Here is a 25,015-nt window from a genome sequence, read left to right on the forward strand (position 1 = left end):
CCCGTTCTCGGCCGCGTCCACGGTGACGTCCTTGAGGACGACCTCGATGCCGGCCTTGGCGCTCACGTACGCGATGCCGGCGCCCATCATGCCGGCGCCGACGACGCCGACCTTGCGGGTCGTGTACTTCGGGTGGCCCGCGGGCCGGCTGCCCCCGGAGTTGATGTGCTGCAGGTCGAAGAAGAACGCCTTGATCATGTTCTTGGCGATCTGACCGGTGGTGAGGTGGACCAGGTAGCGCGTCTCGACGAGGGACGAGGTGTCGAAGTCGACGTATGCGCCCTCGACCGCCGCCGCCAGCGCCGCCCGCGGCGCCGGGGCCGGCGCTCCCCGCGACTGCTTGCGCAGCAGGGAGGCCAGCGTCTGAAGCGTCGTCGCGACCTGCGGGCTGCGCACGTCACCGCCGGGCAGCGTGAAGCCCTTGACGTCCCACGGCTTGACCGGCGCCGGGTTCGCCGCGATCCAGGCGCGGGCGCGGGGCTCCAGCTCCGACGCGTCGCCGACGACCTCGTCGACCAAGCCGACGTCCAAGGCTGCGCGTGGGCCGAACTTCGTGGCCGGCAGGATCACGTTCTGCAGCGCCTTGAGCAGGCCCATCATCCGCACGGTGCGGGAGATCCCGCCGCCGCCGGGGAGCAGCCCGAGGGAGACCTCGGGCAGGCCGATCTGGGTGCCGGGGACGTCCGCGGCGATCCGGTGGTGGGCGCAGAGCGCGACCTCGAGCCCGCCGCCGAGCGCGGCGCCGCCGATGAGCGCGACGACCGGCCTGCCGAGCTTCTCCAGCCGGCGCATGTCGGCCTTCATGCTGTTGATGTAGTCGGTCTCCTCGGCGGCCTGCTCCGCGGAGCCCGCGCGCAGCCGGTTGAGGTCACCTCCCGCGAAGAAGCTCTTCTTCGCCGAGGTGAGCAGCACGCCGACGACGTCCTCGCGGGTGGACTCGAGGCGGTCGACCGCCTCGCGCAGCCCGAGCATGAAGTTGTCGTTCATGGTGTTCACCGGCGCGTCGGGATCGTCCATCGTCAGGGTCACGATGCCGTCCGCGCCATGGCTGTACCTGATGCCTGAGCTGACCATCTGATGTCTCCTAGACCCGCTGATCCGCGCTTAGACGCGCTCGATGACGGTGGCGATGCCCATGCCCGCGCCGACGCACAGCGTCACCAGGCCCCGGCGGCCGCCGGTGCGTTCGAGCTCGTCGAGCACGGTGCCGAGGATCATGGCGCCGGTCGCGCCGAGGGGATGGCCGAGCGCGATGGCGCCGCCGTTGACGTTGACCTTCTCGGCCGGGATCTTGAGGTCCCGCTGCCATTTCAGGACGACGGCGGCGAAGGCCTCGTTGAGCTCGAACAGATCGATGTCGTCGACGGTGAGGCCGGCCTTCGCGAGCACCTTCTCGGTCGCCGGTGTCGGACCGGTGAGCATGATCGTCGGCTCGGACCCGATGACGGCCGTCGCGACGATGCGTGCGCGGGGGGTCAGGCCCAGGCGCTCACCGACCGCCGCGTCACCGATGACGACCAGCGACGCGCCGTCGACGATGCCGGAGCTGTTGCCCGCGTGGTGCACGTGCTCGATCCGCTCGAGCTGGTGGTACTTCTGCAGCGCGACCGCGTCGAAACCGGCCTGGTCGCCGAGGGCGGCGAAGGACGGCTTGAGCTTCCCGAGGCTCTCGACGGTGGTGCCGGCCCGGCGGTGTTCGTCGGTGTCGAGCAGGAGCACGCCGTTGAGGTCGGTGACGGGCACGATCGACCGGGCGAAACGCCCCTCACGCCAGGCGGTGTCGGCGCGTTCCTGGGAGCGGACGGCGAACGCGTCGACGTCCTCGCGGGTGAAGCCCTCCAGGGTCGCGATGAGGTCGGCGCTGACACCCTGCGGGACGAAGTACGAGTCGTACGCCGTGGTGGGGTCCTGCACGTAGGCACCGCCGTCGGAGCCCAGCGGCACCCGCGACATCGACTCGACGCCGCCGGCGAGCACCAGGCTCTCGAAGCCGGAGCCGACCTTCTGCGCCGCCAGGTTGACCGCCTCCAGGCCGGACGCGCAGAAGCGGTTGACCTGAACGCCGGCGACGACGTCGGGCAGCCCCGCGACGAGCGCCGCGGTCCGGGCGATGTCGCCGCCCTGCTCGCCGACCGGGGAGACGACGCCGAGGACGATGTCGTCGATCCGGGTGGGGTCCAGGCCGGGGTTGCGCTCGAGCAGCGCCTGGATCAGGCCCACCACGAGGTCGACCGGCTTGGTGCCGTGCAGCGCTCCGCCGCGGTTCTTTCCGCGGGGGGTGCGCACGGCATCGTAGATGAACGCCTCGGACACGAGGTTTCCTTTCTCAGCAGGTCTTTCGCGTCACAGACCGAGGTCGCGGCCGACGATCTCCTTCATGATTTCCGTCGTGCCGCCGTAGATCGTGGTGATGCGCGAGTCGAGGTAGTCCTGCGCGATGCGGTACTCGAGCATGTAGCCGTAGCCGCCGTGCAACTGCAGGCAGCGCCCGACGATGTCGACGAGCTGCTCGGTGGTCCAGAACTTCGCGGCGGCGGCCTCCGCCGCGGTCACCTCGCCCGCCGTGTGCCGGGTGATGAGGTCGTCGATGTAGACACGGCTGACCCTGGCCGCGGTCACCATTTCCGCGAGCTGGAAACGGGTGTTCTGGAACGCGCCGACGGGCTTGCCGAAGGCCTTGCGCTCGGTGACATAGGACAGCGTGCGCTCGAGCACGCCCTCGGTCGCCGCGATGGCGCCGGCGGCGATCGAGAGGCGTTCCTGCGGCAGGTTCTTCATCAGCCCGAGGAAACCGCTCCCCTCCGCGCCGAGCAGGTTCTCCACCGGCACCCGCACGTCGCTGAAGAACAGCTCGCTGGTGTCCTGGGCGTGCAGACCGATCTTCTCCAGGTTCCGCCCCCGCCCGAAGCCGGGGCTGTCCGCCTCGATGACCATCAGGCTCAGGCCCTTGTGCGGGTCCTCGCTGGTACGCACCGCCGTGACGACCAGGTCCGCGTTCTGCCCGTTCGAGATGAACGTCTTGCTGCCGTTGACGACGTAGTGGTCGCCGTCGCGCACCGCGCTGGTGCGGATGCCCGCGAGGTCGCTGCCGGTGCCCGGCTCGGTCATGGCGACGGCGACGATCAGGTCGCCCTTCGCGATCCCCGGCAGCCAGCGGGCCTTCTGCTCGTCGTTGGTCAGGTCGATGAAGTACGGGATGACGATGTCGTTGGACAGGCCGACACCGGCCATGCCGTCGGAGACCGGGTTGCGGCCGAGCTCCTCCGCGACGATCGCGTTGAAGCGGAAGTCCTTCGTTCCACCGCCGCCGTACTCCTCCGGGATGTTGAACCCGAGGACGCCCGCGTTCCCGGCCTCCTGGAACAGCCAGCGGTCGACCTTGCCCCCCGCCTGCCAGCGCTCGGCGTTCGGCTTTGCGTACTTGTCGACAAAAGCACGGACAGTGGAGCGGAACTCCTCGTGCTCGTCCTCGTACAGGGGGCGGCGGGTCGCGTAGACGCCACTCATCGAATTCTCCGTTCAGCGATGTCGTCTCGTGGTCAGGACCGCGGACGGCTCAGTCCCGTTCCAACCCGAAATAGAAATGCCGGCCGTTGTCCAGCACCAGGCCCGGCTTGCCGTTCATGATGCCCATCAGGGTGCGGTCGTCGACCTTCTTGAAATGGTCGAGAACGGCCATTCCGTCGTAGACCATCGTCGCTGTCACCTCGCCGCGGAACTCCACGTTCCACAGGCTCGCCAGGCCCCGGCCGGACTCGACGTCGGAGAACAGCTCGCCGTCCGGGCCGACGCACAGCAGCGGCACCGCGTCGTCCAGGGCGACGAACCGCTTGCCGTACCAGCGGCTGCGGACCAGCAGCCTGCCCATCCGATGCCCGGTGGGGAAGGCGAAGCCGCGCCACTGCCCCAGGATGTCGCCCGCGTCGACGGGGGCGAGCGCGGCCCACAGGTCGTCCAGCTCGGTGGGCTCGATCGGCCCGGCGGACTCCCGCAGTGCCGTCCAGCGCCGGACCTGGTCGGTCTGCTCCGCCTGGTCCGTCCGGGAAAGATCGGTCATGCCGTGCGCCCTCTCTGGTAGAGGTCGGCGATGACGTCCTCGTATCGGCTGATCACGACCTTGCGCTTCAGCTTCAGCGTGGGTGTGAGCTGCTCGCCGCCGATGGTCCACTCCTCGGTGAGCAGCTCGTAGGCCTTGATCTGCTCGGGCCGTGACAGGCGCGCGTTCGTCGCCGCGACGACCGCGGCGACCGCGTCCAGGATCGCCGGGTCGACCGCGAGCTCGGCCACCGTCGTGCCCTCGGCACCGAGCCGCCGCGCGATGATCGGCGCCGTCTCGCCGTCGAGGGTCAGGATCGCCACGAGGTACGGGCGGCCTTCACCGATCACCAGCGCCTGCCCGATCAGCGGGCTCTCCTTGAGCGCGTTCTCGATGTTCGACGGGGCGACGTTCTTGCCCGACGAGGTGATGATGATGTCCTTCTTGCGGTCGACCACCCGCAGGAAGCCGTCCTCGTCGAGCTCGCCCACGTCCCCGGTGTGCACCCAGCCGTCGGGGTCGATCAGCTCGGCGGTCGCCGTGGGCTCCTTGTGGTAGCCGGGTGTCGTGATCGGCCCGCGCACCAGGATCTCGCCGTCGTCGGCGATGCGTACCTCGATGCCGTCCTGGGCGGTGCCGACAGTGCCGAGCCGGAACGCGTCCGGGCCGCCGGCCGTCGCCGAGGCGGTCGTCTCGGTCATGCCGTACACGTCGTAGACGCTCAGGCCCAGCCCGGCCAGGAAGCGGGCGATCTCCACCGGCATGGGGGCGGCGGCACTGGACGCCCACTCGATCCGGTCGAGGCCGAGTGCGGCGCGCAGCGGCCGCAGGATCGGCCCGTCGACCGCCTCGAACCGCGCCCGCAGCTCCGGCGACGTCGTCTGCCCCGTCTGCGTGGACTCGACATAGGCCTGCCCGATGGCGAGGGCCTGCGCGACGGCCTCGCGCTTCGCCGCGTTCGGCTCGGCCGCGAGCTTCGCCCCGATCCCCGCGCGAATCTTCTCCCAGACCCGCGGAACCCCGAAGAATCGAGTGGGACGGATCTCGGCGAGCGCGGGGGCGAGCGCCGCCGGATCGTCGATGAGGTGGACGTGACCGCCCTGCAGTTGCGGGATGTACAGGCCGAGGATTCGTTCGGCGATGTGCGCGAACGGCAGGTAGGACACCGAGATGCCCGGCCCGTCCAGGTGCGCCTTGCGGGCCGAGACGGCCGCCTCGAACCAGACGTTGCGATGGGTGAGGACGACGCCCTTGGGCCGGCCCGTGGTACCGGATGTGTACAGGATCGTGATCGGGTCGTCCGGCTTGATGGCCTCGCCCCGGGCGGCCAGCTCCGCGTGGCGATGTGCCAGCGCCACCGCACCGTCGGACGCCGCCTGGTCCCAGGTGACGACGCGCACGTCGGCGGCCACCGCCACGGACCCGGCGGCGTCGGCGTCGGCGTCGGCGTCGGCGTCGGCGCTCGCGGTCAGTGCGTCGAAGGCGGTGCCGAACGCGATGACCTGGCTCACCGTGGACTTTTCCGCGAGCACCACGGACCAGCGAGCGGCGTGGTCGGCGGTCTCGAGCACGACGATCCGCGGCTCGACATGCCCGGCGACGTAGGCGACCTGTTCCGGCGAGAGCGTGTTGTAGACCGACACGGGGATGCCGCCGGCGAGCACGGTGGCGATGTCCGCCACGACGTGCTCGATCCGGTTGGAGGCCATGATGGCCACCGCCTCGCCGGGTGCGAGGCCCGCGTCCAGGAAGCCCGCGGCCAGCTCACGGGCACGGTCGACCAGCTCGGCCCAGGTGACGGTCCGCCAGCCGCGGCCGTCATCCGCCCCGTCGGCGAGGCGCCGGTCGGAGTAGGCGGGCTCGGTGCCGCGCTCGCGCACCGTGCGTTCGAGGACCCCGACGAGGGTCAGGCCTTCGATCTCGGCGTCGATCGCTGCGCGCTGTAACGCGATGTCGGTCATCTCTTCGCTCCTCCTGGGATCCATCGGCCGCCGGTAAGGCCACCAATCACGGACTCGTTCCGGCCCCTTGCCTTTGCCCAGCACCGATGATCTGAGGTGAAGACGCGGGTCCGTCAGGCAGTGCCGCCCGTTACGCAAGCCTGGCGGCCAGGCGTCGGGCATTCATGTAGGCGATCGCCTCGATGGAGACCATGGGATTCACTCCAGGCGAGGTGGGAAAACACGACGCATCCGCCACCACGACATTCGGCAGCTCCCAGATGCCGCCATCCGGGTTGGTCGCGCTCATGTCCGGGGCGTCACCCATTCGCGCCGTGCCCATGATGTGCAACGCCGCGATCGAGCATTCACCCGGACCATAACCCGCGTTGTGGCAGGCGGCAACGAATTCACCGTGTGATCCGTACCGGCCCGGTTCATAGGATGGACCGGCCTGATGAGCCGAGTATATCCGGCGTGCTCCCGCGGCCTCCAGAATGCGGGCGGCGCCCTCGATTCCCGCCTTCACGTGCGCGGTGTCGTGGGCCGAAAGCCGATAGTGCGGCACGGGTTCACCATCCCGCCCGACCCGGACCTCACCGGGATCGCGGTCACGGGTGATGATGCCGACTCCCGCGGTGTGCGCGAGGTCCTTCATCGCGGCGAGGTGTGCCCCACCGCCCCGCCAGTTCATGAAGCCCTGCAGGGCGCCCGGGTTACCCGGGCCCGTCTCGTAGATCACGCCGTACCCGTCTCCGTCGAGGTCGCTGTGCTCCAGGGAGTAGCGCGTCTGCATACCGCCCTCCCAGGGGCGGATCGGCTCGTCGAACACGCCCCATACGGCGGTCGCCGGGTGCAGCCGCAGGTACCGGCCGATGTTGGGGTTGGACAGGCCCGACCGGCGCAGCAGCGCGGGTGTCTGGATGGCGCCGGCGGCGGCGACGACCGCCCGGGCACGCACCTTCACCGCGTGACCGTCCGGGGTGACACCTTCGACACCGACGGCGCGGCCGCCCTGCACGTCGATGCGGCGGACGTCGACGTTGACGACCAGCCGGGCACCGTGCGCCTGCGCGTCCGCGAGCCACGTCTTCGTGACCGACTGCTTGGCGCCGAGACGACAGCCGAGACCGCACCGCCCGCATTCGACGGCCATGTCACAGCCGGTGACGTTGCGCGGCAGCGCGTCGACGTGCCAGCCGAGCGCGGTGAGCCCGCGTTCGAGCACCGCGTCCCGCGCCGAGGGGGTGCTGTGGTCGGTGTTGACCGACAGCCGCTGGTTCACCGCGTCCAGCGCCCGCGTGAACTCGTCCTCGTCGAACTGCTTGGCGCCCAGCCCCGCCCACTGGGCACGGATCCGCGGCGGGGTCGGCAGCGACGTGGACCAGTTGACGACCGTTCCCCCGCCCAGGCAGGAACCCGCGACCAGGGCGACCTGGCCCTCCGCCGTCGTCGCCGGCCCCGCCGCGTACATCCGGCTCAGGCCCGACAGCTCACCGCCGTCGAAATCCGCGTCGTCGTAGTACCCGCCGCGTTCGAGGACGACGACGTCGAGGCCGGCGCCGGCGAGCACCCCGGCCGCGGTGCCGCCGCCCGCACCCGACCCGACAACCACCGCGTCACAGTCGAGGGTGGTGTCCGCGGTGGGGGTCAGCGGCGCCAGCGGGGGGCGGGGGGCACCCTCCCGCGGGCCCAGCGGGCCGGGGTAGCCGATCGCCTCCCACGCCGGCGACGAACCGGTCGGCCCCGGGGCGAAGTAGTACGACGAGGTGGCCAGCATCCGCAGGGCCTGGAACAGCACCCGCTTCTGCTCCGCCGGCGACTCCCCCAGCCGCAGCAGGACGTCCTGCCGGGCGGCCGGCTCGAGGGTGGAGAACCGCCTCGGCCCCGCGCCGAGCAGGAGGCCACCGAGGCGGGTGTCCCACACCGACAGCAGCGTCGCGAGCTGCCGACGGTCCGCGGCCCGGGGCAGGCCTGCCGCCACCGCCTCTGCGATGTCGACCGCACCGAGGGCGCTGGCGGGCGGGAGGCCGGCGCCGTCGCCGGGCGCGAACGTGTCGCAGATGGCGGCGAGCGCTGCGCGCTGTCTGGCTCTGAGTGTCAATGCCCCGGTCCCGGAGGTGTCGTGGGTGTCGTCGGCCGGCAGCGTCAGCGGCCGAAGTAGGCGCTCTGGATCTGTTGGCGGTCCTCGCGCAGCGCGGCAGCGGGCCCACTCAGCGCGACCGAGCCGTGGTGGAGGACCACCGCGCTGTCCGCGATCGACAGCGCCTGGTCGATGTGCTGCTCGACCAGCACGATCGCCAGGTTCGTCTCGTCGGCGAGCTGGCGCAGCGTGGGCAGGATCGCCTGGATCGCGATCGGGGAGAGCCCCATGCTCAGCTCGTCGATGAGCAGCACCCTGGGCTTGCGCATGAGCGTGCGCGCGATCGCCAGGCTCTGCTGCTCACCGCCCGAAAGCAGGCCGCACCGGCGCCGGAGCAGCGGCCGCAGCTGCGGGAACCGCTCGAGCGCCTGGTCCAGCTCGTCGCGGCCGCCGGCGAGGCGGAGGTTCTCGATCACGGTCAGGCGGTGGAACAGGCCCCGGTCGTCGGGGATCAGGCTGACGCCGGCCCGCGCGGTCCGTTCGACCCGGCCGCTGACGGGGGCCCCGAGCGCGGTGACGGTGCCGCTCAGCGGGGTCAGCAGGCCGGCGGCGGCGAGCAGGGTGGTCGTCTTTCCGGCGCCGTTCGGGCCGAGCAGCGCCAGGATGTTGCCCGGGTCGACCCGCAGGTTCACCCCGCGGATGGCGGGCACCCCGCGGTAGCCGGCGCTGAGGTTCTCGATCACCAGAGCCGGCTCGGCCGCCGTGGCAGTGGCCGTGGGGGTCACTGTCGCGGACTCCACCGGGCTCTCGGTATCGGTCGGGGTCGGGGTCGGGGTAGGGGTAGGGGTCGGGGTGGTCATGTGGTCACCGCGCTCCCGAGGTAGGCGGCCACGACACGCTCGTCGGCACTGACCTCGGCGGGTGTCCCCGTCGCGATGATCCGGCCGAAGTCCATGACGTAGACGCGGTCGCAGACGTCCAGAACGAGGGTCATGTCGTGGTCGATGAGCAGCACGCCGAGGCCGCTCGCGGCCAGCCGGCGTAGCTCGCCGCCGAACGCCACGCTCTCCTCGGTGTCCAGGCCCGCAGCCGGTTCGTCCAGCAGCAGCACCTGCGTGGCGCCGACGATCGCGCGGGCCACCCCGACCAGCTTCTGCTGGCCCAGCGTGAGCTGGTCGGGCCGGTGTTCCGCCAACTCCGCCAGCCCGACCAGCTCCAGCGCGTTCCACACCGCCTGGTCGGTGCGCCGGCGGCGGCCGAACACGTCGGTGAGCGCGCCGCGGACACCGCCACCCTCGACCGCGACGATCAGGTTCTCGGCGACCGTGAGATCACCGAAGAGCTCGCCGGCCTGCCAGGTACGGGCCAGGCCTGCCCGGCGGCGCCGGTGCGGGCCGGCGTCATCCAGGCTGGTGCCGCCCAGCTCGACGGTGCCCGTGTACCGGGTGAAGCCGGTGATTGCGTCGACGAAGGTCGTCTTGCCGGCGCCGTTCGGCCCGATGAGGCCGACGATCTCCCCGCCGTCCACGGCGAGTGTGATCTCGTCGTTGGCCCGCACGCCGCCGTAGTGGACCGAGACGCCCGCGGTCGCGAGCAGGCGCTGCTTCGAATCGGGTTCAGCGGGCATCGGCGGACCTCGCTGCTATGGACGGCGCCGCGTCGGCCGCGGTCACGCTGTCGGAATCGGCGGAGCTTTCGGAATCGGCGGGGCCGCCGGAGGCGGCGGAGGCGGCGGAGGCGGCGGAGGCGGCGGAGGCGGCGGAGGCGGCGGAGGCGGCGACGCCGTCGGTGGTGCCGGCGCTGGGAGCGGTCGCAGTGCTGGCGGCGGCAGTTCCGGCCGACGTGGCGGCGGTGCCGGCTGTGACCGAGCCGGCTGTGACGGAGCCAGCTGTGACGGAGCCAGCTGTGACGGAGCCGGCGCCGGTGGCCAGGGCAGGCGTTCGGCGTGGGAGCCTGGCGGCGAGCCACTCCTGGACGGGGCCGCCGTCCGGCGGGAACACCACCGCGCGCAGCAGCATGCCGAGCGCGGCGATGAGCGTGTAGTACTTGCTGAGGTCGAGGCTCTGGTTCAGGAAGAGGTAGAGGACGCCGAGCGGCCCGGCAAGCCCGGCGATGACGGCACCGGTGATGGTGGTGATCCCGCCGACGTACGTCATCGCCAGCACGGTGAGCCCGACCAGCACGGTGAACGACGCCGCGGACAGCTGACCGCTGCTGTAGCCGATCAGTCCACCGCCGATGCCGGCGAGGAACGACGCGATCGCGAACCCGAGCAGCTTCGTCGCGGCCACGTCGACTCCGGCGCTCGAAGCCGCCCGCTCGTTGGAGCGCACCGCCAGGAAGGCCCGCCCGGTGGCTCCGCCGAACAGCCGTGCCACCGCGATCAGCAGCAGCACCACGACCGCGAGCACCAGGTAGGAGAACCGCAGCGTGATGATGTTCGTCCCCTCGCGCACCGCCAGCGAGTAGCCGAACAGGGACGGATCCTTGATCAGCGCGCCCGAGTACGGGGTCAGCGACGGGTTGTTGAAGACGAAGGCCTCGATGGCGAGCGCCGCCGCAACAGTGGCGACGGCGAGCTGCGCGCCGCGGATCCGCAGTGCGGGAACACCGACGATGACCCCCAGCAGGGTCGACACGACCGCCGCGAGGAAGAGCGAGAACGGGAAAGGCACGCCCGCGTTCGTCGTCAGCTTCGACAACGCGAACCCGGCGGCACCGGCGAAGGCCATCGTGGCCAGTGAGATCTGGCCGAGGTACCCGGTCAGCAACACCACGGAGACCGCGATCAGCGTGAAGATCGCCGACATCACCAGGCTGAACCGCCAGGTGCCGGACGTCAGCGCGATGACCAGCCCGGCGACCGCAACGGCCCCCGCCACCGGCAGCGGCCGCAGCCGCGGCACCGACACCCGCGGGAGCCGCCCCACCCCGGCGCTGCCGCGCTCGGGGATGCTGCGGCCGAGCGCGAAGAGGGCGACGACGACGATGACGAACGGAATGGCGTCGCCGACCCCGGCCTGCGCCCAGGACGGCCACCAGTCCTTGGTGGTTCCGAACAGCAGGATCTGCTGGAGCGCGCCGAGGGCCAGACCCGCCGCGCACACGGTGCCGACGGAGGTGAGGCGGCCCACAAGGGCGACGGACAGCGCCGGGACGACGTAGAACATGTAGCTCGTCGGGTCAAGACCGCCGATGGCCGGCGCCGCGAGCACCACGATCAGCCCGGAGACGAACCCGGTCGCGCCCCACACCAGCGCCGCGAGGCGGTCCGGTGAGTAGCCCAGCAGGCGCAGCGCTCGCTCGTCCTCGGCACCGGCCCGGGTGGCCGTCCCCATTTTCGTGAACCGCAGGTAGGCCCACATGCCCGCGGCGATCGCGATCGCGATGCCGGCGAGGATCAGATTGCTCACCGCGATGGTGGCACCGGCGAGGGTGAAGGTGTCGGACGGCAGGATCGGCATCGGGATCAGGACGGTCGGGTCGAGCCCCAGGGTGTCGGCGTCGAACCGCAGGGTCACCAGTGCCTGCAGGAGCAGCATCATGCCCACCGACGCGACCACCTGCCCGAGGACAGGCGCCCTGCGCAGCGGGCGGAACACCAGGAAGTGCGCGAGAACCGCCCAGACCAGGCAGCTGGCCGCGCCGATCAGGAGGGCGGGCACCGTGTCCGTCGGGCCGTCGGTGAGCTTGAAACTCCCGATGGGCAGGACCAGCGTCCCGTTGGCCTGCAGGGCCGCCGTCTGCCAGACGCCCCACAGCGCGAGCGAGCCCTGCGCGAAGTTGATGATGCCGGTCGCGACGTAGATGCTGACCAGCGAGGACCCGAGCACCGCGTAGACGGCGCCGGTCGAGAACCCGAGAACGGCGAACTGCAGGATGTCGCTCATGAATGCGGCGTCACAATGGTCATCGGCCGAACCGACGTCCGCACCGCACTTTCCGGTGCGGTGCGGACGTCTTGCTCCTTCCGTTCAGCTTCAGCTCGCGCCCGGAATAGCGGAGAGGATCTGCGGCGACGGAACGATCCAGGTATCGCCCACCGGCTTCAGCGTCAGGTCGTCCTGAACGCTGAACAGCAGCATCTGGGTGGTGCAGTTCGGGCTGGTCGGCTTGCCGCAGGTGGCCGGCGAACCGAGGAAGGTCGGGAAGTCCTTCAGGCCCTTGAGCGTGGTCAGCACGGCCTCACCGGTGAGCCCGTCGGCCGACGGCGTCGTCGCCAGACCGGTGGCGAAGTCCACCACGGTCGCGAACTGACCGTAGGCGAAGAAGTCCTTCGACCCGCCGGCCTGCTTGATTTCCTTCGCCGCCGTCTCCAGCTGCTTGCCGGCCTCCGCAGGGGCGTACTTCTCCGAGCCCGGCAGCCATCCGGGGGCGTACATCATCGCGCCCGGGGCGTCCTTGGGTGCCGCGTCGATGAAGCCGGTGCAGGCCGCGAGGAAGACCCCGCCCTTGTACCCGAGCGACCGCAGGTTCTTGACCAGCTGGGTGCAGACCGACTCGTTGGGCGAGGCGACGAGCCCGGCGACGTCAGGCTTGGTGGAGACGATCGTCGAGGCCAGCGCGCTGAAGTTCGGGTTGGTGGCCGAGAAGTAGACCCCCTCCGCCTTCAGCCCCAGGGCGGTCGCCAGCGGCTTGAGCTGGTTGTCCACGGTGTTGTGACCGGACGGCGTGTCCACCAGGGTCATGGTCACCGCTGTCATGCCCTGGGCCTTGAAGCCCTGCAGCGCACCCACGAGGAACGAGGCCTGCGGCGCGCCGAAGAAGACCCGACCGTCGGCCTTGCTGCCCGTGATCTGGTCGAACGCGATCTGGCCGACCAGCGGAATCTTGGCGTCGACGAGAATGTCGACACCCGCGCTCGAGCTGTAGTTGAAGCCGTCGAACGCCGCGACGACCTTGTCCTGCACGAACTTGTTGGCACACGAGATCGTCTTCTCGGGCGTGCCGTCGACCGGGCAGCTGACGACCTCGAGCGGATGACCGTCGACCCCGCCGAGCTCGGTGTTGACATACGAGACACCGGCCTTCATTCCAGCGACGGCGCCGGGGAGTGTGTTCACCCCGCCTTCCGGGCTGAAGAAACCCACCTTGATCGGTGTGCCGGTCGCGGTGTTCTGGCCCGTCGACGCCTCGTCCGAATCCTTCGAATCGCCGCCGCAGGCCGCTGTCACCGTGAGCACGAGGCCCAGTGCCAGACCGACGGCAACCCTTGATCGCTTCCGCGCGATTAATCGCATGAAGTGCCCCGCTTCTCGATGCCAGCTCGTGTGACGCGGCGACCCCGCACCCGGCCCCACCCTCGGCCCCTCGGTGTGAAGCGCGTCACCGGCCAGGAAGTTAGACCAAAACTGAGGATGACGTCAACCTCTTGATTGGGAGCGACCGAACACGCTTGACTGGGCGGGCTGCCCCGCCGTGGTACCGGGGCTCGTACCATCGCTGCAGCTTGCGGAGGCGTGGAGACCCGCCCGCGCCAGATCCATGACGACGAACGAGGAGTGGTTGTGCCGACGCCTACCGCTGGCCGGAAACGTGGGAACACTCCGGAAAGCCCCCGGCGAACCCGCAACGACCCTCGTCGCGAGACCACGCCTCGGCGGCTCGCCGAGGCGGCCCGGGTCGTCTTCGAGCGGGACGGGTTCTACAACGCCCGGCTCTCCGACATCAGCGCCGAGGCGAAGGTGGCCTCCGGCACGCTGTACAACTACTACCGGTCCAAGCACGACCTGCTGCACGAGGTCATGAAGGACGTCTCCGCCGAGCTGACCACGCTGGCGCCCGATCACGTCAGCACCCAGCTCGACCCGGCCGGCAGCGTCGAGGAGGTCAACCGGGCCTACATCGACGCCTTCCAGCGCAACGTCCATGTACTGCGCGCGGTCTACCAGGCCCGGGATGACGACGACCGGCTCAAGGCCCAGTGGCACGAGGTCGCCGATCACTTCCAGGGCCGGGTGACCAGGGCGATCAGCAGATGGCAGCTGGCCGGGATGGCCTACCCCGACCTCGATCCGCGGCACACCGCGCACGCACTGACCCTCATGGTCGAGCGGATGGTCATGGCCTGGACCTACGAGGGCGCCGACTACGACCGGGAGATCCTGCTCGACACGATCAACAAGATCTGGGAGCGGTCGCTCGGCCTCCCCAAGCGCGGGACACCACCGACCTCGACCCGGGCCGCCTCGGCCTGAGCTGAGCGCCACCCGGGCGAGGATGTGGCGGGAGGTTCCCCCCGGGCCCGCATCGCCTGCGCTCGACCCGCCACACGCCCGCGGCGTACCCCCCGACCGCGTCCGTTGGTTCCGTTGTGTTTGCGGGCAGGCTAGACAAGGTGAGCTGGTCGTGGTGCGGCGTAAGGGCGAACATATGGCTGCCAGGCGGATGACCCCGGGCCGGGATCCGCCGACGGTGGCGACGCGACCGGTGGTGTTGCACGCGTCGGACCGGACCCGGATCAGCCGGATCATGCTGCCGACGGGACCGGTGATCCGGAAGGAGCCGCTGGGCCCGGATGCACAGCAGCGGTTGGGCCACGAAGTGGAGATCCTCGAACGGTTGTCAGGAGTCGAGGGTGTCGTTCAGCTCGCCGCCGGGCCGGCGGAGTGCACGGGATCGATCCTGCTGGCCGATGTCGACGGCACCGCGCTGTCCCGACGGGACACCCCGCTGGAGCCGGCCGAGCTGATCGCTCTCGCCGAATCGCTGGCCCACGCGGTCGCGGGCATGCACCACCGGGGTGTGATGCATCGGGATATCTGCCCGGCGAACATCGTGGTGGCCGCCGGCAACGGGGCGCCCTGCCTGATCGACTTCGCGCTCGCCACGACGTGCCCGGTGGTCAGGCCAGAGCCCGGCTTCCCCGGCGCGACAGTCGGGACCCTGCCGTACCTGGCACCAGAGCTGATCGGGCGCACGGGTCGCCCCGTCGACCAGCGGACCGACCTGTACGCACTCGGGGCCACCCTGTACGAGCTGGCCACCGGCGCGCCACCGTTCGGCACCGGGAACCCGTTCCGGATCATCCATGATCATCTTGCGCGGATCCCGACGCGGCCGGGGGCGGTCAATCCGTCCGTGCCCGCCGGCCTTTCCGTCATCATCATGCACCTGCTGGAGAAGGAGCCTGACGACCGCTACCAGTCCGCCGACGGGCTGGCGCACGACCTCGCGCTGGTGCGTCGCGGCGCGCCGGCGGTGCACCCCGGCGAGCACGATCTCCCGATGCGCCCGCTGGCGCCCTCCCGGCTGGTCGGCCGCGACCGCGAGGTCGACGAGCTGGACACGGCGTTCGCCAGGGCCGTCACCGGGGGTTCGCACGGGGTCCTCGTCACGGGCGCGCCGGGCGTCGGCAAGACGTCCCTGGTCAATGCGCTGCGACCGATCGTGGCCGGCGACAACGGCTGGTTCGTGGCGGGCAAGTTCGACCAGTACCGCCGTGGCCAGGACTATGACGGGGTTCGGCAGGGGCTGCGCGCCCTGGGCCGGCTGCTGCTGGCCGAGTCCGAGGACTACCTGGCCGAGGTGCGGGAGCGGATGCTGCGGGCGTTGGGTTCCAACGCCGGCCTGATCACGGCCACCGTGCCGGAGCTGGCAGCGCTGCTGAGGGTTCCCCCCGAGCCCGGGGAGCCGATGACGGCGCAGGTGCGGCTCTCACATGCGCCGGTCGAGGTGCTGCGCGCCGTCGTCTCCAGCACGCGGCCGGTGGTGTTCTTCATCGACGATCTGCAGTGGGCCGGGCGTACGCCGCTGGGCTTCATCGACCTGGTGTTCAGCGGTGAGGAGCGGATCGCCGGGCTGCTGCTGGTCGCCGCGTACCGAGAGAGAGACATCGACGCCGCCCATCCCCTGGCGCCGCTGCTCGCCCGCTGGTGCGACCAGCGGCCCGGCCCGCAGCGCCTGCGGCTGCGCGGCCTGTCGCCGACGGATCAGACATCCATGGTCGCCGACATGCTGCACCTGGCTCCGGAACCCGCCGCGCGGCTGGCACGGGCGATCGCGCCGTCCACCGGCGGCAACCCCTACGACATCGTGGAACTGCTCAACTCGTTGCGGCGCGACGGCGTCGTGGCCCCGGGCGCGGGCGGGTGGCGATGGGACGCGGCGGTGCTGCGCCGCCGGCTCGACCGGGTGGAGGTGACCGCGCTGCTGGCCGCCCGGGTGGCGGCGCTGCCGCCGGACACCGCCGAGCTCCTGGCAGCGATGGCGTGCCTGGGAGGACAGGTGGAACTGCGCGTCCTGGCCGCCGCGACGGGGCTGCCGGTGGAGGAGGTCGAGAGGCTGCTCACCCCCGCGCTGGGCGAAGGCCTGCTGGTGCGGGAGTGCGACGCCCATCCGAGCGTCCGTTTTCACCATGACCGGACGCGGGATTCCGTGCTGGGTGGCTGTCCTGCCCAGGAGCAGGCCGCGCGGCGGCTGCGCCTGGCACGACGCCTGGCCGCCCGACCGGAGCTCTTCGCCGCGGCAGCCGAGCAGTACCTGCCGGTGGTCGACGCCGTCCGGGGAACCGAGGAACGGCGGGCGGTGGCCGCGCTCTTCCGCCGCGCTGCCGAGCAGGCGAAACTGCTGAGCAACTACCCGCTGGTGGAACGGTTCCTGGCCGCGGCGGTCGAACTCGTCGACCCGGCCGACACCGACAGTCTGATCGCGGTCCTCACCGAGCGGCAGGCCGCGCTGTACAGCCTCGGCCGGCTGGAGGACACGGACGACACCTACCGGACCATCAGCCGGCTGTGCACCCGGCCGGCCCAGCTCACCTCCGCCACGGTGGTGCAGGTCATCAGTCTCACCAATCGGGGACTTGCCAGCGAGGCGACGCAACTCGGCCTCGGCCAGCTGCGGCGCCTCGGCGTATCCGTTCCGGGCGAAGGCGCGGTCAGCGCGGAGACCGACCGCGGACTCGACGAGCTCCCGCGGTGGCTCGACACGACCAGCGAGGCAGACGACCTGCGCAAGCCGGGTGTCACCGACCAGGACGAGCTCGCCGTCATCCGGCTCGTCAACCGGCTCATGGTCGCGACGTTCTTCTGCGACCAGACACTGATGGCCTGGCTGAGCATCAAGATGCTCGAGATCTGGGCGCGGCACGGCCCGGATCGCACCCTGGTCGGCCCGGTCAGCCACCTCTCCGTCGTGTGCATTGTCCGCAGGGGCGACTACCGCACCGGACACCGCATCCTGCAGCGGATACTCGCGGTCGGGCGAGCCCGCGGCTACGAGCCCGAGATCTGGCAGGCGCAGTTCATCTATGTGATCACCAGCGGCCACTGGTTCACACAGCTGGAGGACATTCTGCCCCAGGGCCGTCAGGCGCTGGAGGGCCTCGTGCACGGAGGCGACCTGCAGAACGCGTGCTGGGTCCACTACGCCCTGCTCTGCGCGCTGCTGGACAGCGCGCCATCGCTTGATGTCGTCGCCTCGGCGGTCGACGAGGCGCTGGCGTTCGCCGCGCGCACCGGCAACAGACACGCCGAAGGAACGTTCCGGGAATACCAGCGGCTCGTACAGGCGCTGCGCGGCGAGGCCACCGAATCGGCCGGTGATGAGGCGGCGGAGCTGAGCCTGCTGGCCGGCGACCCGTTCTCCGTCGCCAACCTGCATGCGGCCCGGGCTCTCGTGGCCACGATTCTGGACCGCCCGGCCGACGCGGCACATCACGCCGCAGCCGTGGTGCCCTGCAGGTTCGCGATCGAGACGAACTATTCCGCGGCGGTGGCGCGGGTGCTGCTCGCGATCGCGCTGGCGGCCCAGGTACGGGCCGCGGGCACGGAGCAGCGCGACACCCCGCTGCGGGAGCTCGACACGTCGATCGAATGGCTGGCCGCACGCGCGGCCGACGCACCAGCCAACTTCCTGCCCTTGCTGCGCCTGGCGGAGGCGGAGCGGGCGTGGGCCGTCGGGAACTTCCACGAGGCCGCATACACGTTTGACGTGGCGCTGAGGGAGGTCTCCGTCCGGACCCGCCCGTGGCACCGGGCCCTCGTCCTGGAACGCGCCGCACGCTTCTACCTGGCACATGCCATGGAGGAAGCCGGCTATGCGCTCCTGGCGACCGCCCGGCGCCAGTACCTCGAGTGGGGCGCGACCGCGAAGGTCAGCCAGCTCGACTGGGCCTACCCGGGGCTGCGGAACAGCATCATGGCCGGGATCACGCCCGCGACCCAGGAGCCGATCGTCGCCTCGCCAGCGGAGCGGCCCGGGCGCCGCTCGGCGGTGGCGATCGGCACCGTGGACCTGCTCGCCGTCGTCGCCGCCTCCCAGGCTCTCAGCTCCGAGACCAGCGTCGCCGGTCTCCAGACGAAGGTCGCGGGAATTCTCTCCGAGATGACGGGAGCCACCAGTGTCCATCTGCTGCTGTACGAACAGGAGCAGGACGAATGGCTGGTGCCGACCGACTCCGGCGACACCGTCACGCTCCGCGAGGCCGGCCGGCGGAGGGTGCTGCCGTCCTCGGTCGTCCGCTACGCGGCCCGTACCCACGCGCCCGTCGTCGTCCCCAACGCCGCGCGGGACGACCGCTTTAACCGTGACGCCTACTTCGCCGGCCTCGAGCGCTGCTCGCTCCTCGCCATTCCGATCACTATCCGGCGCGCCCTGCGGGCGATGCTGCTGCTGGAGAACCGGATGATCCGCGGCGCGTTCTCCACCGAGCGCCTCGAAGGCATCATGCTCATCGCCGGGCAGCTCGCGGTCTCGCTCGACAACGCCCGGGTCTACGCGTCGATGGAACGCAAGGTGGCCGACCGGACCAAGGAGCTGGCCGCGACGAACAAGCAGCTCGCCGCCGTGAACCGCCAGCTGGAACAGCTGTCGGTCACCGACCCGCTTACCGGGCTCGCCAACCGGCGGCGTCTCGGGGAGGTCCTGAAGGCCGAATGGCAGCGCGCCCGGCAACACGCCACACCCATCGCGCTGGCGATGATCGACATCGACCATTTCAAGCTCTACAACGACCACTTCGGGCATGCTGCCGGCGACCGGTGCCTGCAGCGGGTCGCCGCGTGCCTCGCGAAGAACGTCGGTGGAGCGCTGCTCACCGCACGTTACGGCGGGGAGGAGTTCACCGTCGTGATGCCCGACACCGACCTGGGCACGGCCACCCGCCTCGGCCGGCGTCTCTGCCGCGCGGTCGAGGACCTCGCCGAACCACACCCGCTGACGGCCGAGTCCGTCATCACGGTCAGCATCGGCGTCACCGCGGCAACCCCCGCCGAGGACGACGGTGAGGCTGCCGGCGACGGCGTGGCGGCCCTGACCAACGCCGCGGATGCCGCCCTGTACCGGGCGAAGAACGGCGGGCGCAACCAGGTGGAGACAGCCTGACCCGGGACCGCCGGGTAGCCGCGGTGTGGCCCAGACCGCGTGCCGCGGGCCCGGCTCACTGCAACAGCAGCGCGGCGGCCGTCGTCTCGAACCACGCGGCGACCGAGGCCTCGTCGCGGTCGGGCTCCGCCTCGTACAGCAGCCAGGCCGTGTACCAGTTGCACGCGGCCCACAGGCGGGTGGCCGCGCACTCGACCGTGAGCCCGGCGCGTAGATCACCGCGCGCGGCCACCGCCTCGACGAACAGGCGCATGTCCTGCAGCCGGCGCCGCTCCTGCTCGTGCCAGGCGGCCGCGATGGCCTCGTCCTGGGCCGCGGCCTGGACGTAGGCGCGGCTGATGGCGGCGTAGCTCCTCGCCCGGCGCCCGGCCATGACGCCGAACAGTCGCACCTGGTCACGCTGGTCCTCGGCGTCGAGCGCGGCGCGGAAGGACTCCTCCTGGGCAAGTGGGGTGTTCTCACCCGCGACGACGGTTCGCTCCAGCGCCAGCTCCAGCAGCCTGGCCTTGGGAGCCAGCCCGTAGACGGACTCGACGGCCACACCCGCCTTCGTGGCGATCGCCTGCATCGTCGTGCGGGCATAGCCGTCCGCGCAGAAGAGCTCGACGGCGGCGTCGAGGATCGCGGCGCGGGTGGCCTGGGCCTGCGCGGCGCGGTGCGGCGAACGGTAGGCGCGCGTCGGCTTCACGACCAATTTCACTCCAGTCGACCTGGGTTCAATACTGTCACCCTACAACGATCTCAGGGAGGACGTTCCCATGGCCAATCCGAACGCCTATCTTCTGATGCACGACGGCATCCGCCTGGAGCTGCGTCGCATCGCCGACTTCGCGACGGAGCTCGCCGCCGGCCGCCGCGTCGCCGGCTCGGCGCAGCTCACGGCGCTGCGGGCCCACGTGGGCGAGGCCCTCGACGCCCTCCACCATCATCACGTCGCCGAGGACGACCACCTGTGGCCCCTGCTGCGCCAGCGCGGCCTCGGCTCCGGCGACCTCGACACCCTCGACGCCCTCAGCGCCGACCACGACCGGCTCGATCTGCTGATCCAGCGCCTGCGCACGACACTGGCCGACCTCGCCGGACCGACCGAGAACACCGGACGTGCCAGACCCAACCGACCCGCCGGGCCCACCGGCCCCACCGGGAACGACGGGAACGACGGGAACGACGGGAACGACGGGAACGACGGGAACGACGGGAACGACGGGAACGACGGGAACGACGGTTCGAGCGTGTCGGCTCTCGCCGCGGTGACCGCCAGCCTGCACAGCCTCATGGGCGAGCACCTCGCCACCGAGGAGGCACTGGTCGTGCCGGCCATCGAGGACCGGATCTCCGACGACGAACTGACCCAGCTCGAGAAGCGGATGAGCCGGGGCGCGAAGATGCGGCTTTCGTTCGTGCTGCCGTGGCTCGCCGCGGCGAACCCCCAGCGCGCGGCGGATGTCGCCGCCGGCCTCGGGCCCGTCCTGCCGCTCCTGCTCGCCGCGAGCCGTTCCGGCTATCAGCGCCGCCTGGCCGCCGCCTACGGAGACCTGGTGGTCGACCCGGGCCCGGTGCTCCTGCGCGGATCCGCCGAGATCTTCGTTCCCGCGCCGGCCGACCAGGTGTACGCGGCGGTGGCCGACGTCGCGGGCATGGCCCGCCACAGCCCCGAGTGCTACCGCTGCGTCTGGCTCGACGGCGCGTCCGGACCCGCCGTCGGCGCCCGCTTCCGCGGCTGGAACCGTTCGCGCGGGATGCGCTGGTCACGCGAGTGCGAGGTGGTGACCGCCGAACCTGGGCGGGAGTTCGCCTACCGCACCCGGCGGACCAGGAGCAAGCCCGACAGCACGCTCTGGCGCTTCCAGCTCCGCGCGCACGACGGCGGCACCCATCTCACCCAGACCTTCGAGCTGTCACCCTCCGCGCTGGTGCTGCGCTTCGAACGGCTCAGCGGCCGGGACGTCAGCACGCCCGTCGCCATGCGCCAGACGCTGGAGCGGCTGCGCGACGAGCTGACCCGCCGGCCCGCCCGCGTCGAGGCGCCCCGCCCGATGATCGGTGTCTGACCGGGGCCCAGCGGGCGTGTCCGACCGTCGCCCGGGATGATCGGGAGCGATCGGGGAGGGGTGGATCCGGAACCCGCCCCTGCCCGCAGACCCGTACGGACGGCAGACTGTCGCACCGGCCATCGGGACCGGGCCCGTCGGCACAACGAGTTCCGCCGGTGAGGAGAGACGTGATCGTGCCTGTACGCGCGCGAAGGACCATCGTCGTGGTGATGGGGGTGAGCGGCAGTGGGAAGACCACGGTCGGCCAGCTGCTCGCGGACCGACTCGGTGTCGACTACGCGGAGGCGGACGCGTTCCATCCAGCGGAGAACATCGCCAAGATGAGCTCCGGGCAGCCACTGAACGACGAGGACCGGCTGCCCTGGCTCGCCTCCATCGCCGTGTGGATCACCGACCGGCTGGCCGCCGGCGACGGCGGCGTCGCGTCCTGCTCGGCGCTCCGGGCCCGCTACCGCGACGTTCTCGGCCAGGGCGGCCCGGGCGCGTGGTTCCTGCACCTGGACGCGCCACGCGAGCTGATCGTCGAGCGCGTCTCCGCCCGGCGGGACCATTTCATGCCGGTGTCCCTCGTCGACTCCCAGTTCGCCGCGCTGGAACCGCTGCGCCCCGGCGAGGCGGGCATGGCCGTCGACGCGTCGCTCCCGATGGACGAGATCGTGAACCGCGCCGTCGACGGGCTCACTGCCTACTGGACATCGACGCTGCCCGAACCTCCGCCAGGCTCGCCGTGAGGCGGTCCTGGGCCGTGGTTGCGCCGATCCGCGCCAGCAGGCGGTCGGCTCGTTCCAGGCTGTAGCTCGCGCCGCCGTTCTCACCGACGTCCGCCTGGCAGTCACCGATCCCCCACCAGGCGCGGGCCTCCTCGAGGGTGCTGCCCACCCGCTGCGCCAGCACGAGCGCCTGGACGAACTCCTGGCGCGCCGACGCGACGTCCCCGGCCCGCCGGGCGAGCCGGCCGAGATGATTGCGCGCCTCGGCGGCTCCCAGGCGATCGTCGAGCTGCTGGTACTGGTCCAGCGCCGCCAGCAGCGGGCCGCGGGCCGATGTCAGGCTCGCGCCGCCCCGCGCGTCGCGGACGAGGCCGTAGCGCGTCGCACCGAGGTTCTTGGACGCGTTGGCGACGCCGAGTGGGTCACCGACCCAGCGGTAGAGGCGCAGCGCACGACTGATCACGCCAAGTGCCTCCTCATGCCGGCCCGCCTCGTTGAGCACGATCGCGGTCTCGTTGAGGGCGTTCGCCTCGCCGAGGCGAGCGGCCGCCCGGCCGGAGCGCCGGGCGAACCGGCCGAGCCCGACGAAGATTCGCCGCGCCTGTTCGAGCACGAGCAGCGCCCGTTCATCCCCCAGCAGTCGATATGTGACGCCCAGATCGTTGAGGGCGATGCCCTGCGCCGTCCGGTCGCCCAGTCCGGTGGCGAGATCCGCGGCGAGCCGGTGCACCTCGGCCGCCACCAGCCAGGGGCCGTTGTTGCGCAGGTATCCGGTCAGCGCGGCGGCGAGATCGACAACGTACCGCCGCCAGGACGGCAGCCGGCCCGGCAGGCCGCGCCCGTCCCCCCACCACACACAGCCCAGCAGATTGGGCTCCTCGAGGGTGAACCATGCCAACGCCCGCTCGCGGGCCGCCCACGCGGCCAGTTCCGTGCTCGGTCCGCTCGTCGGCCGGTTGTGCCGGAGCAGCAGCCACCCCGCACATCGAGCCTGCTCGGTGGCTTCCTTCTGGTAGTGGGCGAGGAGCCGTTCAAAAGCACGGTGCCGCACCTCGGACTCGAGGTCGGCGCAACGCCGGGCGGCGTACAGGGCCACCGGGTCCGGGACGCGCCACCGGTTGGTGGCAACCCAGCTGATCAGATGGGCGCGTTGCAGCGTGTGGAGGTGGCCGCGCGCGGCCTGTCGCTGCCCGCTCAGCGCGGTCGCGGCCGCCGTCGAGATCTCCGGGCTCGGGTTCAGTGCGAGCAGCTGGAACAGCTCGGCGGCACCCGGATCGTGGCCCCGCACATGCTCCCAGGACGGCTCCAGCACCCGCGCGACGATCGACTGCCGCCCGTCGTCCAGGTGGTCCAGCCGATTGTCGGCATCGGCGAGATCGGCCACCAGCTCCCCGATCGGCCGGCTCGGCACCTCGGCGAGCAGCGCGGCCGAGATCCGCAGAGCGAGTGGCAGCCCCCAGCACAGGTCGACGAGTCGGCGGGCGGACTCGCTCTGGCGGGTCGCCCGGCGGTCGGCGGGACGGCGCCGGCGCAGCACCTCGTCGACGACCTCGACGCCGGCGCCGACGTCCAGGCCGGCCAGCGGCAGGCCGTAGAAGTCGCCAAGCCCGAGGTCCCGGGTAGTGACGAGGACCCGGTGTGCCTGCTGCCTCGGGAGCAGGTCGACGATCTGACCGGGATCGGCGACGTTGTCGAGCACCAGCAGGACGGGCTGGCCACGCTCGGCCAGCACCGTCAGCGCCTGGTGGTAGGCGCCGTGCTGTTCCATCGGCGACTGTGGAACCGGATCATCGGGCCGGAGCAGGGCGAGCAGCGGGCCGTACACGTGCGCCGGGCCGCTGCTCCTTCTCCCACCCAGTGCCCCGCGGTCCGGCCCCGCGCCATATCCCTGGAGGTCGGTCACATACACCCCGCCGGGAAAGTAGCCCCTCGTGTCGGCGTCGGCGGCGGCCCGCAACGCCAGTGCGGTCTTGCCGATCCCGCCCATCCCGGACACCGACACCACGGTCACCGGCCGGGCACCGTGGGCCGCCGGCGCCAGCAGGCCCAGCAGCTCGCCTGTCTCACGGCCGCGCCCGACGAACACGTCGGCGGCGAGCGCGTCGTCTGGACGAAGCCTGGTCACCCGGCCTTCGGCCGATGTGCTGTCCACCCGTGTCCGGCTCGGGTCCCGCCCCGGCTTCTTTCCCTCAGGCCCGGGGGAGGACGTGCTCGCCTGTGCCGACGCCGCAGGGAAGGGCGGCGGCACGGACGGTTTGACCCGGCCGGCGAGGGCCGCGTCGACCGCGTCGAGCAGGCGACGTCGAGCCTCGTCCTCCCCCAGACCGACGAGGCTCACCGGGGCGATCTGTGCGAACAGGAGGTCGGGCACCGGGCTGTCGTCGACCCGGACCGGCAGCAGAGCGCGGCTCAGCCCACCCGGATCGGCGGCCCAGAACGACAGCCAGTCGGTCTGGACCCGGTCCGCTACCAGGTAGTTCTCGGACACCACGGCGACCAGCCGCCGGGCCTGGGTGAGAACCGCGTGCGCGCCGGCCGGTCGATGTGTGCCCGCGACGACGTCCCACGCCTCGATGTGCACCCGGTAGCCGACATCCTCCAGATGCCAGGCGACCCACTCCGCCCATGGCTTGTCGGAATCGGCGTAGGAGACCGCGAAATCCCAGCGGAACGTCTCGGCGTCCGCCGAACCTCGTTGCCGCATCTCCCCGTCCCGTCGCACCGCGCGCCTCGGTGACACCACCGTGGCCGTCCTGCGCCTACGCCTACCGCCGACCGGTGCCGCTCGGGCCGCGCAGATGTGACCGTATCGCTTCACTCGGCGACCACCGAGCGCCCCACAGGATCTCGCTGTCGGCGAGTCTGCG

General features: G+C 71.4%; 16 protein-coding genes. 4 read left to right on the plus strand and 12 right to left on the minus strand.

The window, feature by feature from the left end; all coding sequences use genetic code 11:
* The 10 genes from FREUN1FDRAFT_RS16815 to FREUN1FDRAFT_RS16860 form a co-directional block, all read right to left on the minus strand.
* Positions 1-1,074, minus strand: a 1,074-nt coding sequence (locus tag FREUN1FDRAFT_RS16815; protein ID WP_006541311.1) for an enoyl-CoA hydratase/isomerase family protein, incomplete at its 3' end; no start/stop codon positions are given.
* Positions 1,075-1,104: 30 nt separating this feature from the next.
* Positions 1,105-2,313 (minus strand): acetyl-CoA C-acetyltransferase, encoded by a 1,209-nt coding sequence (locus tag FREUN1FDRAFT_RS16820; protein ID WP_006541312.1) that lies wholly within the window; start codon positions 2,311-2,313, stop codon positions 1,105-1,107.
* Positions 2,314-2,343: 30 nt separating this feature from the next.
* Entirely contained in the window at positions 2,344-3,507 is a 1,164-nt protein-coding gene (locus FREUN1FDRAFT_RS16825) for an acyl-CoA dehydrogenase family protein (RefSeq protein WP_006541313.1), read from the minus strand.
* A 49-nt stretch (positions 3,508-3,556) separates the two neighbouring features.
* Positions 3,557-4,057: a DUF4334 domain-containing protein gene (locus tag FREUN1FDRAFT_RS16830; RefSeq protein WP_006541314.1), complete on the minus strand. Its 501-nt coding sequence runs from the start codon at positions 4,055-4,057 to the stop codon at positions 3,557-3,559.
* A complete protein-coding gene (locus FREUN1FDRAFT_RS16835) occupies positions 4,054-5,997 on the minus strand; it encodes a long-chain fatty acid--CoA ligase (protein WP_006541315.1) in 1,944 nt (647 codons plus the stop codon). The genes FREUN1FDRAFT_RS16830 and FREUN1FDRAFT_RS16835 overlap by 4 nt, the downstream gene beginning before the upstream one ends.
* Before the next feature lie 130 nt (positions 5,998-6,127).
* Positions 6,128-8,080, minus strand: coding sequence for a GMC family oxidoreductase (locus FREUN1FDRAFT_RS16840; RefSeq protein WP_006541316.1), 1,953 nt, complete (start codon positions 8,078-8,080; stop codon positions 6,128-6,130).
* A 44-nt stretch (positions 8,081-8,124) separates the two neighbouring features.
* On the minus strand, positions 8,125-8,919 hold the full coding sequence (locus FREUN1FDRAFT_RS16845; RefSeq protein ID WP_006541317.1) for an ABC transporter ATP-binding protein: 795 nt from the start codon (positions 8,917-8,919) through the stop codon (positions 8,125-8,127).
* A complete protein-coding gene (locus tag FREUN1FDRAFT_RS16850) occupies positions 8,916-9,686 on the minus strand; it encodes an ABC transporter ATP-binding protein (RefSeq protein WP_006541318.1) in 771 nt (256 codons plus the stop codon). Before FREUN1FDRAFT_RS16850 ends, FREUN1FDRAFT_RS16845 begins: the two co-directional genes overlap by 4 nt.
* A complete protein-coding gene (locus FREUN1FDRAFT_RS16855) occupies positions 9,676-11,949 on the minus strand; it encodes an ABC transporter permease (RefSeq protein WP_006541319.1) in 2,274 nt (757 codons plus the stop codon). Before FREUN1FDRAFT_RS16855 ends, FREUN1FDRAFT_RS16850 begins: the two co-directional genes overlap by 11 nt.
* 90 nt (positions 11,950-12,039) lie before the next feature.
* Positions 12,040-13,299, minus strand: coding sequence for an ABC transporter substrate-binding protein (locus FREUN1FDRAFT_RS16860; RefSeq protein WP_035951929.1), 1,260 nt, complete (start codon positions 13,297-13,299; stop codon positions 12,040-12,042).
* 267 nt (positions 13,300-13,566) lie between these two features.
* Between FREUN1FDRAFT_RS16860 and FREUN1FDRAFT_RS16865 the strand changes: the two genes are divergently transcribed.
* Positions 13,567-14,256: a TetR/AcrR family transcriptional regulator gene (locus FREUN1FDRAFT_RS16865; protein ID WP_006541321.1), complete on the plus strand. Its 690-nt coding sequence runs from the start codon at positions 13,567-13,569 to the stop codon at positions 14,254-14,256.
* Positions 14,257-14,431: 175 nt separating this feature from the next.
* Complete coding sequence (locus FREUN1FDRAFT_RS16870) at positions 14,432-19,384, plus strand: diguanylate cyclase (RefSeq protein WP_006541322.1); 4,953 nt, start codon at positions 14,432-14,434, stop codon at positions 19,382-19,384.
* Between the two features lie 55 nt (positions 19,385-19,439).
* On the opposite strand, the gene FREUN1FDRAFT_RS16875 is transcribed toward FREUN1FDRAFT_RS16870, so the two are convergent.
* On the minus strand, positions 19,440-20,072 hold the full coding sequence (locus FREUN1FDRAFT_RS16875; protein WP_157474874.1) for a TetR/AcrR family transcriptional regulator: 633 nt from the start codon (positions 20,070-20,072) through the stop codon (positions 19,440-19,442).
* A gap of 70 nt (positions 20,073-20,142) precedes the next feature.
* Between FREUN1FDRAFT_RS16875 and FREUN1FDRAFT_RS16880 the strand changes: the two genes are divergently transcribed.
* Both FREUN1FDRAFT_RS16880 and FREUN1FDRAFT_RS16885 read left to right on the plus strand, forming a co-directional pair.
* On the plus strand, positions 20,143-21,435 hold the full coding sequence (locus FREUN1FDRAFT_RS16880; protein WP_006541324.1) for a hemerythrin domain-containing protein: 1,293 nt from the start codon (positions 20,143-20,145) through the stop codon (positions 21,433-21,435).
* Between the two features lie 212 nt (positions 21,436-21,647).
* The gene (locus FREUN1FDRAFT_RS16885; RefSeq protein WP_050795899.1) at positions 21,648-22,169 is read left to right on the plus strand and encodes a gluconokinase; all 522 of its coding nucleotides are present in this window, start codon (positions 21,648-21,650) and stop codon (positions 22,167-22,169) included.
* Here FREUN1FDRAFT_RS16885 and FREUN1FDRAFT_RS16890 read toward each other — a convergent pair.
* Positions 22,117-24,870, minus strand: a complete 2,754-nt coding sequence (locus FREUN1FDRAFT_RS16890; RefSeq protein WP_006541326.1) for a toll/interleukin-1 receptor domain-containing protein — start codon at positions 24,868-24,870, stop codon at positions 22,117-22,119. The two genes, FREUN1FDRAFT_RS16885 and FREUN1FDRAFT_RS16890, sit on opposite strands and share 53 nt — an antisense overlap.
* Between the last annotated feature and the right edge of the window lie 145 nt (positions 24,871-25,015).

It is taken from the genome of Parafrankia sp. EUN1f (genome assembly GCF_000177675.1).
Classification (GTDB): domain Bacteria; phylum Actinomycetota; class Actinomycetes; order Frankiales; family Frankiaceae; genus Parafrankia.

What these genes read in the sequence shown, in the direction of transcription:
- FREUN1FDRAFT_RS16825 (WP_006541313.1), bottom strand. Translation starts at nt 3,507, where the DNA reads ATGAGTGGCGTCTACGCGACCCGCCGCCCCCTGTACGAGGACGAGCAC.
- FREUN1FDRAFT_RS16830 (WP_006541314.1), bottom strand. Translation starts at nt 4,057, where the DNA reads ATGACCGATCTTTCCCGGACGGACCAGGCGGAGCAGACCGACCAGGTC.
- FREUN1FDRAFT_RS16860 (WP_035951929.1), bottom strand. Translation starts at nt 13,299, where the DNA reads ATGCGATTAATCGCGCGGAAGCGATCAAGGGTTGCCGTCGGTCTGGCA.
- FREUN1FDRAFT_RS16845 (WP_006541317.1), bottom strand. Translation starts at nt 8,919, where the DNA reads ATGACCACCCCGACCCCTACCCCTACCCCGACCCCGACCCCGACCGAT.
- FREUN1FDRAFT_RS16870 (WP_006541322.1), top strand. Translation starts at nt 14,432, where the DNA reads ATGGCTGCCAGGCGGATGACCCCGGGCCGGGATCCGCCGACGGTGGCG.
- FREUN1FDRAFT_RS16835 (WP_006541315.1), bottom strand. Translation starts at nt 5,997, where the DNA reads ATGACCGACATCGCGTTACAGCGCGCAGCGATCGACGCCGAGATCGAA.
- FREUN1FDRAFT_RS16885 (WP_050795899.1), top strand. Translation starts at nt 21,648, where the DNA reads ATGGGGGTGAGCGGCAGTGGGAAGACCACGGTCGGCCAGCTGCTCGCG.
- FREUN1FDRAFT_RS16850 (WP_006541318.1), bottom strand. Translation starts at nt 9,686, where the DNA reads ATGCCCGCTGAACCCGATTCGAAGCAGCGCCTGCTCGCGACCGCGGGC.
- FREUN1FDRAFT_RS16880 (WP_006541324.1), top strand. Translation starts at nt 20,143, where the DNA reads ATGGCCAATCCGAACGCCTATCTTCTGATGCACGACGGCATCCGCCTG.
- FREUN1FDRAFT_RS16855 (WP_006541319.1), bottom strand. Translation starts at nt 11,949, where the DNA reads ATGAGCGACATCCTGCAGTTCGCCGTTCTCGGGTTCTCGACCGGCGCC.